Origin of the sequence: Natrialba sp. SSL1 (assembly GCF_001861355.1) — an archaeon.
GTDB lineage: Archaea > Halobacteriota > Halobacteria > Halobacteriales > Natrialbaceae > Natrialba.
Map to the genome: position 1 here is coordinate 118,624 of NZ_MASN01000040.1, position 15,947 is coordinate 134,570.

The following is a 15,947-nucleotide window of genomic DNA, read 5'->3' on the forward strand; positions in this document are numbered from 1 at the left end:
CAACGATCACCATCCGAGTCACCATCTATAATATCATGTTAAGATGACACCAAGTAGTGCACATAGCGCGAGACTATCACGCCGCGACGAATCACGATATTGCCCTCGCTGTGAGAGTCTGGTTTGGTAGTGATTTCGATTATATAAACAAAGATCCAAATCACGTTGGAGTAAGTATTGACTTGGAAGCGCTACAATTCATAATTACCGATGGCGAGAAAGCAATCCCTCACGAATGACGCCGCACATACGATTCTCTCGGATCCCCAGCGACGACACCTCCTCTATCTTCTGAAGAAGAATGGGAAGCGAACCGTCGACGACCTTGCATACCAGATCGCTGCCCAAGAACAGGATGCACATCCGGAGACAGTCAGCGAGGAAGCCTACCAACGTGTTGCCATTTCACTCGTACACAAGCACCTCCCGCTGCTTGACGATCATAACGTCATTCAATATGATCAGGAAAATCAGGAAGTCATTCTCATGGATGTATTCGATGATCTTAAGGGCTCCTTTGGAGAACGCGAGCGCACCGGCAAGACCTCAATTCTCCAAAAGTTGGTCCCTGGCTATTAGATCCCGCGTGACTGTCATCGTTCCTGTGCCCCGTTGCTATTTATCTTCTTATCGGCTGTCACATTCGGGTAGCTGAACGAGAGAGAGCCAGAACTGTTCGAGCGTCTGGATCGTATCGATAAACTCAACCGGGTCGACTGGTTTCGTCAGATAGGCATTGGCGTGGAGGTCGTACGATTTGACCAGATCATCGTGGCTATCTGAGCTCGTGAGAACGATAACTGGGATATGCCTCAAATTGGAGTCCGCTTTGAGCTCTTCAAGGACTTCCTCACCGTCCTTCCGTGGCAGGTTGAGATCAAGCAGGATGAGATCCGGACACGGCGCATCGGCGAACTCGCCGCGCTGGTAACAGAAGTCGAGTGCATCAACGCCGTCTTCCGTCACGTGGAGTGTGTTAGCGATCTTCCCGTCCTTGAACGCTTCTCGGGTGAGTCGAACATCACCAGGGTTGTCCTCAACGAGGAGAATATCTGCTTCATTCTTGCTCATTGCCTCCCACTCGAAGGGAGGGTAAATGAGAATGTCGACCCCTCGCCGGGTTCGGACTCGACCCAGATGTCCCCGCCGTGGCGCTCGATAATCCGCTCACAGAGCGCAAGTCCGATTCCCGTACCATCGCCATCGCTGCGACTTTGGCCTCGCTGAAACACCTCAAAGATTTGCTCTTGCTCTTCGGGATTGATCCCGATTCCCTCGTCTTCGATGGAGACGATCCAATCCGTGCCGTTCCGCTCTGCGGTTACGTGAACCGTCGGCTGGTCGTCGCTGTACTCGATGGCGTTATCCAACAGGTTCTGGACCACTTGGCGTAACTGGTCGGGGTCGCCCTGAACACGTGGAAGTGAGTCCGCCTCAATCGTCGCGTCGCTCTCCTCGATTGTTACCTGTAGGTTCTCACGGACATCGTCAAGAATGCGTTCCAAGTCGACCGGCTCTAATGGGTCGCCCTGTGTTTCGACGCGGGAGTACTGGAGCAACCCATCGATCATCGACCGCATCCGCTCGGCCCCATCCACGGCGAACTCGAGGAACTCCTCTCCCTCCTCGTCGAGGTCATAGCGGCTATCGATGAGTTGGAGGTACGACGAGACCATCCGCAGCGGCTCTTGCAGGTCGTGTGAGGCAGCATAAGCGAACTTCTCTAACCGTTTGTTCGATTCTTCGAGATCAGCGACCAGTTGTTCTAATCGTTGCTCCCGTGCTTTGCGCTCGGTGATATCGGCAACTGCGCCGTGCATCCGAACCGGCTCGCCATAAATATCGTATTCGACCTCTCCACGAGATTCGACCCAGGTGATGTCACCGGTCGTCCTCTCGATTCGGAACTCGGTCCTGAGTTCGCCTGTCTCCTCGATGGCTCGCTCGAGTTCCTCCCATGTTTCCTTCGCATCATCTTCGTGGATTGGTTCGTAAAAGGCCTTCATCGGGGCACCTTCTGTTGCTGGATCCATTTCGTACAACTCCAAGAGAGACTCGTCTGCAGTAACGACATCCTTCTGAATATCCCACGTCCAGATCCCGATCGACGCGGCTTCGGTCGCCACATCCAGTTGTGCCTTCCGATCTCGCAACTGGTTCTCCTTTTCTGTGCGCTCGATCGCCTCCGCGAGGATGTTGGCGACGCTCTGGACGAAGTTGACGTCCTCCTCGGTGAACTCTTGTTGGTCGGTATCGTGCGTCCCCAGAATCCCCCACGGTTCGTCGAACGGCCCAATAATGGTGCTGATGCCGCTGTGGACATCGTGACTTGTCAGCAATTCCGGCCCGCTGAACCGTGTCTCCGTCTCGAGATCTTCGACGATGATCGGGTGATTATTCGCCAGCGTATACGCTGCCTGTGAGTCCGCTTCAACAGACGAGACTGTTGCCTCTCCAGCGATCCCCTCCTTCCATCCGACACCCTGGCGGAGTAGTAGTTCCTCGTTCTCGGGGTCGAGGTCGAGCACTTTGCAGTAGTCGTTGTCGAGTGCATCCGCGACCTTGCGGGCTGCCTCGTACATGAGATCGTTGAGGTCGTCGGCCTCGAGTGCGAACTGGCCGAGGTGGGCCACAGCCTCTTGCTGCTTGGCTCGGCGTTTGAGTTGCTGCGTTTGCGTCTTGGCCCGTCCGTCGTAGATACCGACACCAAGCCCTCCGACGCTACCCAGCGCCGTGAGAATCGGAATTCCGGTCAGTGGTTCGGAAATACCGCCTTCGGGCTGGAGATGAAACAAGATGAGGAGACCTGCCATTGCCCCGAACCCGGCGAGACACCATCCAGTGATGTCAGTGTGGAACTCGGCACTGATATCGCTCCGTGAGAGCGAGTACGCGCCGTAGATGAGGAGGAACCCAGGAACGACGATTAACAGCGTTATGAGAAGGATGCTACTGGTCGGCTCACCAATATTGAACATGATAACTGCCCGGAAAACGGCAAGTACGACATAGAGCGCCCCAAGAGCGCCAATAATACGTCTCCCGCCGATCGTAGACACGAGGCGGTGCCAGTATGCCATTGGTGCAACTGCGGGTAGAGGCCGTATAGAAGTGTTGGACCGGTTCTACTCCCGCGTCTTCCGAAGTTGCCATCTCCAGCGGACTAGAAAACACCAATAAGGAACGATGTTAGGAGTACCCGTCTGTGATTTGACCACGCCCAGACGTACTCATCGCTGCGCGCGGCTGGTCATGTCCCAATCCCAGAACGTGCGCTTCCTTCTTCGTCACGTCGTTCCTCAGAAGAGTGCTCCGTCTGGGATTTGAACCCAGGTCATCGGCTCGAAAGGCCGAAATGATTGGCCGGACTACACCAACGGAGCGTGTCTCGTACGCACTCTCTGCTTGCCGAGGGTTAATAAAAAACGTTCCGTTCCGCGTCCGTCGTGGCACGTACTGACGTACACGGCGAGTGAGCCCCATCTCGAAACGCAGACACACCCATTTCTGCCACCAGGGCCGTTCAAACCGCTGAATCAGCATCGTCCCCTCGTCCAACCGACCCTCTCCCCCGTTAGCGATTCACTCTCAATCGGCTCACTCCGCCCTCTGATCGAGCGTCCCGTACTCGAGTTCGAGTACTCCCTCGATCGTCGGTGTCACGGCCGTTGCGTCGATAGCATCGACCGAACTGAGATCGACATTGTGCGCGGCCGGGCCACCGAGGGCGTAGCAGCCGTAGGCCGATTCGTCAACGCGGCCGTGAGAGCCGCTGACTTTCGTGGGGTCGAGCGAGACCATCCCGTCCTCGCCGAAGAACAGCTCGCAGGGGTCGAAGCCGGGCTTGTCGTGGATGTCCATGTCGGTCGCGTACGGCGGCGCGTTGTCGTGGTCCGTCCACCAGTAGTACTGGAACCAGGCGTCCGGCTCAGCGACGAGGATGAAATCGCCCGCGTTCGGGTGGTCGATCCCCCACTCGGCCTTCTCGGCGTCGTCGATGACGGTGGCGACGCCGTCGAGATCGGCGAGCAACTCGCGGGCCGTCTCGAGTGCATCCGCGCTCGCGGTCGCATCTGTTTCCGCGTCCGTGTCTGTACCCGCATTCGCGTCCGAGCCCGCGCCCGAGCCAGCGTCTGCGTCCACATAGACGTGTGCAAGCTGATGATCCACCATCGCGAACGCGGCGGAGTTCGGAATGTCGGCGTCACCCTCCGCATCGGTCTCGAGGAGCCCCGCCTCGTGAAGCGCCCGATTCGGGAACACGGGCTGCTCCACGTCGTGGAACCCGTACTCGCTGATGAGGTTGATAGCGGTCTCATCCCAGCGGTCGGTCCCCGAGAGGAAGTCGAGAAAGCCCCCGAGCATCTCGTCGACCGTCTCGAGTTCCGCGTCGAACGCGTCGGAACTCGGGCCGTCGCTCTGACCGACGTAGTCCAGATGGGGAACGTACACCCAGAGCAGGTCGGGGTCGAAGCGCTCGACCGCCTCGCGCGCCGCGGAAAGGATCCATTTGCTTCCCTCCTCGTTCGCGCCTGGCCCCCAGTAGTTGTGCAGCGGGAAGTGTGCGTACGCTTCCTGGAGGTCATCGTAGAACCCGTCGGGATTCGTCCAGCAGTTCATCTCGATCAGGTTGTTGTCCTCGTCTTCGATGGGCGAGGGCGTCACCGCGACATCGGCGGTCGTCCCGATCAGGTGCTGGAAAAACAGCACGCCGGTCGTCAGCCCAGCCTCGCTCGCAGTTTCCCAGATCCGGTCGCGATCGGCGCGGTCGCGCTCCCAGAACTCGGCGGCCCGGCGCTCGCGGTCGAACTCACCGCTCGAGACGTCGCCGTGCTCGCTCGGCCCGGTCCCGGTCGCGAGAGTGGTCTGCGCTGGCACCGTCAGTGCGGGAAATGGCGGTCGAAGGTCCGTCACCCGCTCGTCCGGAAAGAACGAGTGCAGCGTCGGGGTCCGCTCGGCGTCGATGTGCTGGGGCTGGAGCCCGACGACGTCGAGGACGATGAGTCGACCCGTGGAGTCGACCGTTTCGGAGTCGAACTCGAGTGCATCCTGCTCGACGGTCCCGCCGTCGGTTTCGATGGGAGTGGATTGGGTACCTGTCTCGCCGTTCGTCTCGGCGTCTGTTTCGTCATCGGTGCGTTCAGTCGTATCAGGAACAGTGTCGTCAGTAGTGTCGTCAGTCATGCGTCGGTCTCACCGTGGCGGCTCGCGTAGTCGTACAGCCAGTGCAACTGCTTCGAGAAATCGTGCTCGTCAACCCCGAGCGGGGCCTTGAAGAACGAGGCGAGCTGGGGCTGGAGACCACCGTCGCCGTACTCGTCGGCGTGTGCGATCAGCCGAACCAGATCGAGCACGAGCGGCGCGGCCAGTGCCGAGTCCGACCCCTCCCAGGTGAACTGCATCGTCATCTCGGTGTTCAGGAAGCCCTCGAAGTGGATGTAGTCCCAGGCCGTCTTCCAGTCCGCGAGTGACGGCGTGTAGTCGATTCGCACGCGATTGTGGCCAATGTCTGGGAGGATGGACTCGAGTACGTCGCCCTTGCTCGCGAGTTTGCCGGCTGCGTTTTGCTCGTCCTCGAGTACGAGGCCGTCCTTGTTGCCGAGGATGTTGTGGCCCTCCCAGGAGAGAACGTTCAGGTTCCGGCCGGCAAACATGGGGGCGAGCGCGGACTTGACGAGCGTTTCGCCGGTTTTGGCGTCCCGGCCGACGTGGGGGACGTCGCGGTCGGCAGCGAGTTCCTGTACCCCGCCGAGTGCGTTGCCCGTGCTCGGCGTGAAGTTGACGAACGGATGGCCGGCGTCGATGGCGGCGTAGGCGTAGAGAACGCTTGCGGGCAGATCGCGGTCGTCATCGTCGAGTGCGTCCTCCAGTGCGTCACGGGTGTCGTACCGGTCGGCTGTGGGGAGCTCCGGCTCTGTGGAGGCGACGTTGACGACGACGAGTCGGTCGAGGTCGTGTGCGGTCCGGAACGACTCGTAGTCGTCGCGGATCTGGTCGAGAACGGTCCGCAGCGAGAGCGATTCGTCGAGCTGTTCGCTCTCGTCGGTCACCGCAGCCCCGCAGTTGATCGCCGTCCCAACTTCGATTCGCTCGTCGACGGCGGCGAGGTCGTCACGGACGCCCGCAAGGGTTTCTTCATCGGGAACACCGTTTCGCTCGCACTGGCGCTCTGCCTGCTCGACGAGCGAGGTCGGATCGATGTCGTGGCCACCGAAGACGAACTCCTCGACGGGTGGCAACTCGAGTGCTGAGACTGGCTCGCGCTCGGTGACCATGCCGGTCGTATCTGTGTGGCCGGCGGCGATGGCCCGTGCGCCGACGATGGCCATCGTCGCGACGTTTCCACGCGCGCCGACGAGCCAGACGCCGGTCCGATCTCCGGTGAGCGAGTGTTTCGAGTCGGCTGCGCGAGGTGAGTCAGCACTCATCGGCCATCACGAGCGCAGTGGGTAGGTTGGTGGAGGCCGTCGGCGCTCGGGGCGCTCGGCCTCGACTGTCGCGCGATCGCGCCGGGGGTCGTCGACAGCGGCTGCGCGTGTTCACTCATCCGGAAGCCATCGGTCCGGGACGGCTTTTGTTATGCCCGCCGTAGCACGCGTAACACGGTTTTGGCCGAGACTAACGCGACATTCCCCGCGAGCCAGGCGACCGTCGTTCAGGCACAATATGAGATTAGCTGCGTGAACGACCGGCATTCCAAAAGCGGGCGATTGCCGTACTCCGGGACATGCGCATTATCGACCCCCACATGCACATGGTGTCGCGCGCGGCCGACGACTACAGGCGGGCGCGACGCGCGGGCATCGAGTGCTGTATCGAGCCGGCCTTCTGGAGCGGGCAGGACAAACAGCACGCGGGCGCGTTCTTCGATTATTTCGAGCAGATCATCGAACACGAGACCGACCGCGCAGAGCGGACGGCCAACATGGACCACTACGTGACGATCGGCCTCGAGCCCAAGGAGGCGAACTACCGGGAGATGGCCGAGGAAGTTCTCGAGCGCATTCCGGAGTATCTCGACCGCGATCCGGTCGTCGGCGTCGGCGAAATCGGTTTCGACCAGGTCACCGACGACGAAGAGTGGGCGTTCCGCGAGCAACTCGAGATCGCCGAGGATCGCGAACTGCCCGTCATCGTCCACACCCCCCACACCGACAAGCCGGCCGGCACCGAGCGCATCGTCAAGATCATCGAGGAGATGGGCGTCACTCAGGACCGAATCATCATCGACCACAACACCGAGAACACGATCGATATCGCTGCACAGACCGACTGCTGGATCGGCTTCACCCTCTACCCCGGCAAGATCGAGGCCGACGCCGCAATCGACCTGTTAGAGGAGTACGGCACCGACAACATGATCTTCAACAGCGCCGCCGACTGGGACCCCTCGGACCCGCTCGCCGTCCCCAAGGCGCGCGACAAAATGCTAGACCGCGGCTGGGACCGCGAAGAGGTCCGAAAGGTCGTCTTCGAGAACCCCTACGAGTTCTTCGACCAATCGCCGAACTTCGACTACGAGGCCTGAGCTATGCAGTTTGGCTTCTCTACGAACGCCTTCCGCGAGTACGAACTCACCGACGCGATCGAGGAACTCGCCGACGCGGGCTACGACGGCGTCGAACTCCTGCTCGACGAGCCCCACCTCTACCCGCCGACCGCCACTGAGGACGAGATTCGGGACATCCGTAACGCACTTGAGTCCAACGACATCGCGATCAGCAACGGGAACGCGTTCATGTTGACTGCGATCGAGGACTTCCACCATCCCTCGTTCATCGAACCCGACGCGGACTACCGCCGCGAGCGAGTCGACTATACGCTCGCCGCACTCGAGACCGCCGCCGACCTGGACATCCCCCACATCTCGATCGAGCCTGGCGGCCCGATCCCAGAGGAGAAGTCCCGCGAGTGGGCGATGGACACCTTCATCGATGGACTTGAGGAGGTCGCCACCCGCGCCGAGGATGTCGGCGTCGACGTGCTCGTTGAGCCCGAACCGGACCTGCTGATCGAGACCTCAGAGGAGTTCCTCGACCTGCTCGAGCGCGTCGACTCGGACCGGATCAGGTGTAACTTCGACGCGGGCCACTTCTACTGCGTCGACGAGGATCCTGCCGCGCTGGTCGCGGACCTCCACGAGTATACGCCACACTACCATCTGGAGGACATTCCAGAAGATCGGACGCACGAACACACCCAGCTCGGCGACGGCGCGATGGACATCGACGGTTTCCTCGGCGAACTCGACGAGCGCGGCTACGACGGCTTCGTCACGATCGAACTCTACCCATACGAAGAGACTGCGGTCGAAACGGCCCGCGACGCGATGGCGTATCTCGAGGAACACGGGTGGGCGTAGGTGGTCGGCGGGGGCGTCGACGGCAGCAGCGACAGCGGTGCAGGCGGTGAGCGCTCCGAGTCCGTCACTTCGACTTCCTCTGACGCCGGCACAATCGCCACACACCGCGAGACTCTCGCCGCCGTCGCCGAACTCGTCCGCGTCCCGAACCTCTTCACCGCGCCGCCCGACGTGCTTCTCGGCGCGGCGCTCGTCTCGGTTGCCGGCGCGGAACTCTCACTTCCGGCCGTCGGTGGGCTCGCCGTCGCTTCGGTTCTGCTCTACGCCGCCGGGACGACGCTCAACGACGCGTTCGACGCCCCGATCGACGCCCGCGAACGACCCGACCGACCGATTCCCTCGGGACATATCTCACGACGCGGCGCGTTCGGATTCGGGGCTGGACTGTTGCTCGCCGCCGTCGCCGTCGCGTTCGCCGCGGCCGGCGTTCCTGGGGCCACCGTCGCCGCGCTGCTCGCCGGCGCAATCGTCGCCTACGACGGCCCGCTCAAGGACACCGGCGTCGGCTTCCTCGCGATGGGCGCGACCCGCGGCCTGAACGTCGTCCTCGGCACGACCGCCGCGGCGGCCGGTTTCGTCCTTTCCGACTTCGGACCGGCGCTGCTCGCCGTCCCCGCTATCGTGGTCGTCTACATCGCCGCCGTCACCTTCATGGCCGCCCGCGAAACCCAGGGCCAGAATCGCCCTGCAATCGCCGTCGCCGCCGCGGGCGCGCTCGCCGCACTCCCCGTGCTCGGCTGGGTGGTCGTAAGCGTGGGAACGGGGGTACTCGAGTCCGCCCTCGCGCTCGGCTTCGCCGTGCTCTTTTGCTGGTGGGTGGGCAGGCCGCTTTGGGCGGCGTACGCGGATCCGGTTCCAGAAGCGGTGGGGCCTGCGGTGGGTGCCTGCGTGCTCGGACTCGTCCTGCTCGACGCGGCCTTCGCAGCGGTGGCTGGAATCTGGTGGGGGCTCGCGGTGGCCGTGTTTCTCGTGCCGGCGGTAGGGCTGTCGCGGGTGTTCGACGTGACATAGTCCTCGAGATTGGAGGGGGAGACTCAGCGTGGAGAAAGAGCGGGTTTGAGAGGCCTGATCGTCAGTCGTCGGTGTCTGCCTCACCGGCTTCGGCGTCGGGATCTTCGGCGGCTTCGGCCTCCTCCTCGCTCTCTTCCTCTCCGTTTGCTTCGTCTTCGCCCGTCACGACGTAGGCGTCTTCGGGTTCGGGAACCTCCTCGCCCTCGTCCGCCGGGACGATTTTGTAGATCTCTCCAGTTTCGGGGAACGGCCGGAAGTCCGTGTTCGCGAGGACGTACAGTTCGCCCTCGTGATCGCGCTCGACGGAGTAGACGTAGCGATTCAGCGAGTCGTCCTCTGCGCCCTCGAACTGGAGTTCGGTGAGTTCCCAGCGTTCGTCGACTTCGACGAGGTCGTTTCCGGTGTCGGTGTCGTCGCCGTTGTCGGTGTCGTTCTCGTCGATACCGTTCTCACCGTTGTCGTCGACACCGTTTTCATCGACATCGTTCTCGTCGGCGACACCGTTTCCGTTCTCGTCGTCAGTGTCGTCAGCCACCTCATCGTTGTCCTCGTCGACTACCTCGTCGTTGTCCTCGTCGACCACCTCATCATCATTTGCCTCCGGCTCAGTCGCAACAAGCACCTCACCGTCCGCCTCCGCCACGCCGAGACTACTCCAGTTACCGAAGACGAACGTTCCCTCGAGTTCGGGGATCGCCTCGCCGGCGTAGCGGTGGCCGCCGACGACCACCGAACTGTCGATGAATGCCTCCGAGACACGCCGATGCTGGTACTCCGCGATCGGGTCGCGTAGCGGCTCGCCGGCACGGGCCTCGCCGGCGTCCTCGCCGACCTCGTCGGGGCACTCTGCCGGCGGATCGAGCGGCGTCTCCGTACTGAAACAGAGCGAGCCCTCCTTGACGTTCCAGCTGTAGTTGCCGCCCTCCTCGACATCGTAGACGGACTCGATGAAGTGCTGGCCCGCGTCGGCGACGAACATTCGCCCGTCGTCGTCGATCGACATCCCCCACGGGTTCCGGAAGCCCCAGGCGTAGTACTCTTCAAGTTCGCCCTCCGCGCCGACCAGCGGGTTGTCGTCCGGGATGCCGTACTCGCCGTACATTTGATCCTCGTCGGCGTCGACATCGATGCGGTGGATCCCGCCGAGCAGGTTCTCGCGCGTATCCTGGGCGTTTCCGCCCTCGTTCTCCGGGTACCAGTCCTCGACGTGGCCGATGCCGATGTCGTGGACGTTACCGCCGTCGCCGACCGACGTGTAGAGATAGCCGTCGGGGCCGAACGCCAGCCGCCCGCCGTTGTGGTTGTCCTGTGGCTGTTGAATCTCCATGATCGTGCGCTCGCTCTCGCGGTCGACCGAGAGGTCGTCGTCGACCTGGAACTCCGCGAGCACGTCGGTGTGGTTGTAACCGAGTCCCTCCCGCTCTGGCGCGCTGTAGCGGACGTAGAACCGGCCGTCCTGGTCGAACTCCGGATGGAACGCGATGCCGAGCAGGCCGCGCTCGTCGTAGTCGCCGAGTTCGCCGATCCCGAGACTGACGAGCTGATCCTCGATGTCCAGCAACAGGTCCATCTGATCCGGCGTCAGCGCCTCGTCCTCCTCAGGCTCCTCGACCTCTTCTTCCTCTTCCTCGGGACCTTCCACCTGAATCCGCCCAACCATCGTCCCCGGATGCACCTCACAGACGTAGCGGTCCATCTCCGGCGTCGCCTCGAACTCGAGTGACTGCGTCTCGCCCTGCTCGGAGATGATCTCCGTGCGTTCGAGAATTGTGTCCGTCTCGTCGAGGATGACGACATTGTGGGGCTGGCCATCGCCGTTCTCCCACGTGAACGTGTAGGTCTCGCCGGCGACTAACTCGAGTGTCGGGTTCTCCGTGTCGTCGATCTCGGCGGGTTCCATGCCGAACCAGGCGGGGATGACGCCGTTGAAGACGAATTCGGTGCCGCCCTCGAAGGTGTCTCCTGGGTCGGTGTCGTCGTCGTTTGTGTCGTCCGGATCCTCAGCAACGGCGTCATCGTCGGTTTCGTCGTCAGCCGCAGTGTCCTCGTCGTCGACTGCCGTGTCGTTTTCGTCGTTTGCGACGTCCTCGTCTCCGTTTTCCGCGTCGATTTCGTCGTCCTCGGCCGCATCGTCCGCATCCTCCTCGTCTAGCAGATCCGTCACGTAGACCTGGCCAGTCTGCGTGACGATGACCGTGTACACCTCCCCGTTCCACTCGAAGTAATCGAGATCCGTCGGTGCTGCGAGCCCCTCCGCGACCTTCTGCAAGCCAACCTGCTCGCCTTCCGGGAACTCGCCGGCCACCGGGATGTCTTCCAGTTCGGCGTCAACATCCGTCTCGTCCTCGACCTCCTCGTCGTCCATCGCCCCGTCATCATCACCATCGTCATCTTGCGCACTCACAACCGACCCCAGCGCCGCCGCCGACCCCGTCGCCGCCAGCGCCTGTAGAAGCGTGCGTCTCGATTGGCCGGTTAACTCGAGTGCGGTCGCGCTGGCCGACTCGGATTCTGTGGCCGAACGGGGTCCATTGGTGGCCAGTTCGCGCTCGGTGTCTGTCGTCGTTGCTCTGTGTGTCGATTCGGATTCTGGCCCGGGTTCGGGTTCGCTCTCGTTTGAAGACATGGTAATCGAAGGTAGTGGGTCGTCTGGCGAGCAAGAAGCGTACCCGTACAGATCGACTGGACGCGTTCGGACGACAGGTTACTGCCGTCGGCACCACCAATGGAGAACCAACAGCAGAACGTTGCCGTCGCGTTGCCTGCGATGTTTCGCAGTGGGATTGGCGCTGCTCGGGTCGCTACCGTACGCTCGCGGACTCGCCCGGTCACGAGTTCCGGCAGGCGCGGTCTTAAACCGGGCAAATCGTTCCGCGGACAACCTGTACTTGTCGTTCGTTTCACATACTAAGCAGTCATTAGGTCGAACTGCGCCGCTCGCCCTGCACACCCCGCACAAATCCATTAGTGGCGGGTCGGTGTACGGTCGCCATGGTCGACCTCGCCTTCTCGACGAACGCGTACACGCGCCACCCCCTTCCCGAGGCCGTCCGACGGATCGCCGACCACAGCTACGCCGGCGTCGAACTCCTCGGCGACGAGCCACACGCCTACTTCCCCGAGTTCGACGACGACGCCCGCGACGACCTCATCAAGGCACTCGAGGACACCGGGCTCGCCGTCTCGAACATCAACGCCAACACCGCGACGGGGTACTACGACGATGCCCCGCCCTCGTCCTTCTTCGAACCGAGCATCATCCAGGCGGACGACGAGGCCCGCGCGTGGCGCGTCGAGTACACGAAGCACGCCATCGACCTCGCCGAGACCGTCGACGCGCCCGCCGTCTGTCTCGCGACCGGCCGGCCCCTCCCCGGAACGCTCCCCGAGGAGGCCCGCGAGTACCTTCACGACTCGCTCCACGAAATTCTCGACTACGCCGAGCCTCGCGGCGTGGACATTGGCATCGAGTTCGAACCCGAACTCCTGATCGAGAACACCGACGAAGTGCTCGCACTGATCGACGAGATCGGCCGCGACAGCCTCGGGGTCAATCTCGACGTGGGTCACGCTGCGGTCTACGGCGAGAACGTGGTCGAGAGCATCCACCGCAGCGCCGGCTCGATTACGGGCGTCCATCTCGAGGACATCGTCGGCGGCCGCCGGGGGAAGCACTATCACCGAATTCCGGGCGAAGGCGACCTCGATTTTCGGGCCATCTTCGACGCGCTGGACGACATCGACTACGACGGGTTCGCGACGCTGGAGCTCTACACCTATCCCGACGACCCCGACCGGGCGGCCCGAGAGGCCTACGACGAACTCGCACAGTACGTGTAAAGTCCTGAAACCCACCACACAACCGCTGTGATCGTCGCTGAACGGATTACCTCATCCCGTCGCGAACCCCGCCGCCACCTCAACGTTTTTGCCCCATCGTCCCAACCCATCCGCCATGAAATACGTCCGATTCCGCGACCCGGCAGGGGCAGTTCGACGAGGCACACTCGAGAACGGTCACGTTCACTTCGCAAACGAGAGCTACAGTCTCGACAGCGACGAGATCGACGTGCTGCCACCGTGTGAGCCATCGAAAATCGTCTGTATCGGCCGCAACTACGCCGATCACGCCGACGAGATGGGGTCCGACGTACCGGATCGGCCACTACTCTTCTTGAAGCCGCCGAACGCGCTCGCGGGTCACGGCGACACGGTCACCGTCCCCGCCGGGAAGGAGCGAATCGACCACGAGGCCGAACTCGCCGTCGTCATCGGCGAGCAGTGTCGTCACGTCCCCGAGGCCGACGCGATGGATGTCGTCGAGGGCTTCACCTGCATGAATGACGTCTCGAATCGCGACGACCAGCGCCAGGAACAGAACTGGATCCGCGGCAAGGCCTTCGACGGTGCCGCCCCGCTCGGCCCGGTGCTCGCGACGCCGGACGAGGTGCCAGCCGACGCTAGTGTGCAGACGCGCGTCAACGGCGAACTTCGCCAGGACGGCCACCGTGAGCAGCTCATCTTCCCGATTCCGGAACTGATCGCCGAGATTACGTCCTACATGACGCTCGAACCGGGCGACGTGATTGCGACCGGCACGCCGGAAGGCGTCGGCGCGCTGAACGATGGCGACGAGGTCGAAATCGAGGTTGAGGGTGTGGGGGTACTCGAGCACACGGTTCGCGTACCCTGATCGCGGCGTCTCGGTCTGGTCAGCTGTTCGTTACTCGTTACTCGCTGACCCGCTTCGACCGACAGCAAACGCACTATTCGACCGTGAACAGATGCCCCTCTGTCGGCACGTCGAACAAGCCGATACGCGCACCCGCATCGAGCCAGGCGTGCCCGTAGGAGAACGACGCCAGCGCGTTCACGAGGTCGTCCTGGTCGCGGAAGTGGCGGCCATCCGCGAGGTAGGACTCCGCCATCCCGTAGCAGTCCGCTGCCGCCTCGGCCATTGGGGTTCCCTCACGGGGTGCAACCGTGGCCTCCTTGAGTGCCTCCGCGAGTAATCCTTCGTAGCGGTCCGTCTTTTCGGCGAGATCCGCAGCCATACTGGTTCCTTCTCGGAGAGCGCCGTAAGTGCGTCGCCGGCCGCCGGCTGCCAACCAGTGGCCGCCAGGCATCGGCCACCAGCCACCAGTCGCAAAACTGGGTGCCCAATAGTGACACATAGCAGCCTGTTGCTGGGAACGCAAGGGGTTTACGCCCCGTTTCCCTACCAAGAGATAGACAGATGAGCGACCAGCCTCGCGTCGAAATCTACACGAAGACGGACTGTCCCTACTGCGATAAGGCGAAGGATCTCTTCGACAGCAAGGGTATCGAGTACGAAGAGTACAACGTCACGGGCGACGACGAGTTGTTCGAGGAGATGGTCGAGCGCGCCGACGGCCGCAAGACTGCACCCGAAGTGTTCATCGACGACGAACTGATCGGCGGCTGGGACGATACCAGCGCACTCAACGAGACCGGCGACCTCGACGAAAAGCTCGGCATCGCGGACGATGCCGGGGACGACAGCGACGGTGACAACATCGTCGAACACCGCCCACTTATCATCGCCGGCACGGGCATCGCCGGCCTCACCGCCGCAATCTACGCCGGCCGCTCGAACAACGATCCGCTCGTGATCGAGGGCGACGAGCCCGGCGGCCAGCTCACCCTCACCACGGACGTCGCGAACTACCCCGGCTTCCCGGAGGGAATCAGCGGTCCAGAGCTGGTCAACAACATGAAAGAGCAGGCCAAGCAGTTCGGTGCCGAACTGAAAAACGGCATCGTCGACACCGTCGAGGCCGACCAGCGCCCGTTCCGCGTCGAACTCACGAACGGCGATGTCTACACCGCAGACGCCGTGATCGCCGCCTCCGGTGCCAGCGCCCGAACGCTTGGCGTCCCCGGCGAGGACGACCTGATGGGCTACGGCCTCTCAACCTGTGCGACGTGTGACGGCGCGTTCTTCCGCGACGAAGACATGCTCGTCGTCGGCGGCGGTGACGCCGCAATGGAGGAAGCCACCTTCCTCACGAAGTTCGCCGACACCGTCTACATCGCCCACCGCCGCGAGGAGTTCCGCGCGGAGGACTACTGGATCGACCGGGTCCACGAAAAGGTCGAAGCGGGCGAGATCGAGATTATGAAAAACACCGAACTGCTCGAGGTCCACGGCTCCCAGGAAGACGGCGTCGACCACGTCACGCTCGTCGAGAACGAGCAGGGCCACCCGACCGACCGACTCGACGACCCCGAAACCAACGAGTTCGAGTTCGACGTCGGTGCCGTCTTCCTCGCCATCGGCCACACGCCGAACACGGAGTATCTCGAGGGCACCGGCGTGACGATGGACGACGAGGGCTACCTCGGCACGCAGGGCGGCGACGGCGGCGGCCAGACCGAGACCGACGTGCCCGGCATCTTCGGTGCCGGCGACGTCGTCGACTACCACTACCAGCAGGCCGTCACCGCAGCCGGGATGGGCTCGAAAGCCGCACTCGACGTCGACGAGTACCTTGAGGACCTCGAACGCGCGGAGTCTGCGTCGGAAACTGAAGCCGCAGCGGCTGACGACTAA

Annotated in this window: 13 protein-coding genes and 1 tRNA gene; 7 read left to right on the top strand and 7 right to left on the bottom strand. The window is 62.6% G+C overall.

All coding sequences use genetic code 11. The features are described 5' to 3' along the window. The first annotated feature begins 210 nt into the window (after window positions 1-210). Complete coding sequence (locus tag BBD46_RS15310) at window positions 211-579, top strand: DUF7344 domain-containing protein (protein ID WP_071402561.1); 369 nt, start codon at window positions 211-213, stop codon at window positions 577-579. A 48-nt stretch (window positions 580-627) separates the two neighbouring features. Here the strand turns inward: BBD46_RS15310 and BBD46_RS15315 are convergent, their stop codons facing one another. The 5 genes from BBD46_RS15315 to BBD46_RS15335 form a co-directional block, all read right to left on the bottom strand. Beyond that, complete coding sequence (locus BBD46_RS15315) at window positions 628-1,071, bottom strand: response regulator (protein ID WP_071402562.1); 444 nt, start codon at window positions 1,069-1,071, stop codon at window positions 628-630. Beyond that, complete coding sequence (locus BBD46_RS15320) at window positions 1,068-3,080, bottom strand: ATP-binding protein (protein ID WP_084777777.1); 2,013 nt, start codon at window positions 3,078-3,080, stop codon at window positions 1,068-1,070. Before BBD46_RS15320 ends, BBD46_RS15315 begins: the two co-directional genes overlap by 4 nt. A 228-nt stretch (window positions 3,081-3,308) precedes the next feature. Continuing rightward, a tRNA-Glu gene (locus tag BBD46_RS15325) sits at window positions 3,309-3,383 on the bottom strand. A gap of 214 nt (window positions 3,384-3,597) precedes the next feature. Continuing rightward, window positions 3,598-5,184 (bottom strand): alkaline phosphatase family protein, encoded by a 1,587-nt coding sequence (locus BBD46_RS15330; protein ID WP_071402563.1) that lies wholly within the window; start codon window positions 5,182-5,184, stop codon window positions 3,598-3,600. After that, window positions 5,181-6,428 (bottom strand): inositol-3-phosphate synthase, encoded by a 1,248-nt coding sequence (locus BBD46_RS15335; RefSeq protein WP_071402564.1) that lies wholly within the window; start codon window positions 6,426-6,428, stop codon window positions 5,181-5,183. Before BBD46_RS15335 ends, BBD46_RS15330 begins: the two co-directional genes overlap by 4 nt. A 299-nt stretch (window positions 6,429-6,727) precedes the next feature. On the opposite strand from BBD46_RS15335, the gene BBD46_RS15340 reads away from it, so the two are divergent. From BBD46_RS15340 to BBD46_RS15350, 3 genes are read left to right on the top strand one after another with little or no spacing between them, the layout of a single operon-like run. Beyond that, on the top strand, window positions 6,728-7,528 hold the full coding sequence (locus tag BBD46_RS15340) for a TatD family hydrolase (protein WP_071402565.1): 801 nt from the start codon (window positions 6,728-6,730) through the stop codon (window positions 7,526-7,528). Between the two features lie 3 nt (window positions 7,529-7,531). Further along, entirely contained in the window at window positions 7,532-8,362 is an 831-nt protein-coding gene (locus tag BBD46_RS15345) for a sugar phosphate isomerase/epimerase family protein (protein WP_071402566.1), read from the top strand. Beyond that, on the top strand, window positions 8,363-9,373 hold the full coding sequence (locus tag BBD46_RS15350) for a UbiA family prenyltransferase (protein ID WP_071402567.1): 1,011 nt from the start codon (window positions 8,363-8,365) through the stop codon (window positions 9,371-9,373). A gap of 61 nt (window positions 9,374-9,434) precedes the next feature. Here the strand turns inward: BBD46_RS15350 and BBD46_RS15355 are convergent, their stop codons facing one another. Further along, window positions 9,435-11,999, bottom strand: coding sequence for a PQQ-dependent sugar dehydrogenase (locus tag BBD46_RS15355; protein WP_071402568.1), 2,565 nt, complete (start codon window positions 11,997-11,999; stop codon window positions 9,435-9,437). 365 nt (window positions 12,000-12,364) lie between these two features. Here BBD46_RS15355 and BBD46_RS15360 point away from each other — a divergent pair, with 365 nt between their 5' ends. Both BBD46_RS15360 and BBD46_RS15365 read left to right on the top strand, forming a co-directional pair. Further along, on the top strand, window positions 12,365-13,213 hold the full coding sequence (locus tag BBD46_RS15360; RefSeq protein WP_071402569.1) for a sugar phosphate isomerase/epimerase family protein: 849 nt from the start codon (window positions 12,365-12,367) through the stop codon (window positions 13,211-13,213). Between the two features lie 115 nt (window positions 13,214-13,328). Next, a complete protein-coding gene (locus tag BBD46_RS15365) occupies window positions 13,329-14,066 on the top strand; it encodes a fumarylacetoacetate hydrolase family protein (protein ID WP_071402570.1) in 738 nt (245 codons plus the stop codon). A gap of 73 nt (window positions 14,067-14,139) precedes the next feature. Here BBD46_RS15365 and BBD46_RS15370 read toward each other — a convergent pair whose 3' ends face one another. Next, window positions 14,140-14,427 carry a DUF357 domain-containing protein gene (locus tag BBD46_RS15370; RefSeq protein ID WP_071402571.1) on the bottom strand — a complete coding sequence of 96 codons (288 nt, stop codon included), beginning with the start codon at window positions 14,425-14,427 and terminating at the stop codon, window positions 14,140-14,142. A 182-nt stretch (window positions 14,428-14,609) separates the two neighbouring features. Between BBD46_RS15370 and grxC the strand changes: the two genes are divergently transcribed. Beyond that, on the top strand, window positions 14,610-15,947 hold the full coding sequence (gene grxC / locus BBD46_RS15375) for a glutaredoxin 3 (RefSeq protein ID WP_071402572.1): 1,338 nt from the start codon (window positions 14,610-14,612) through the stop codon (window positions 15,945-15,947).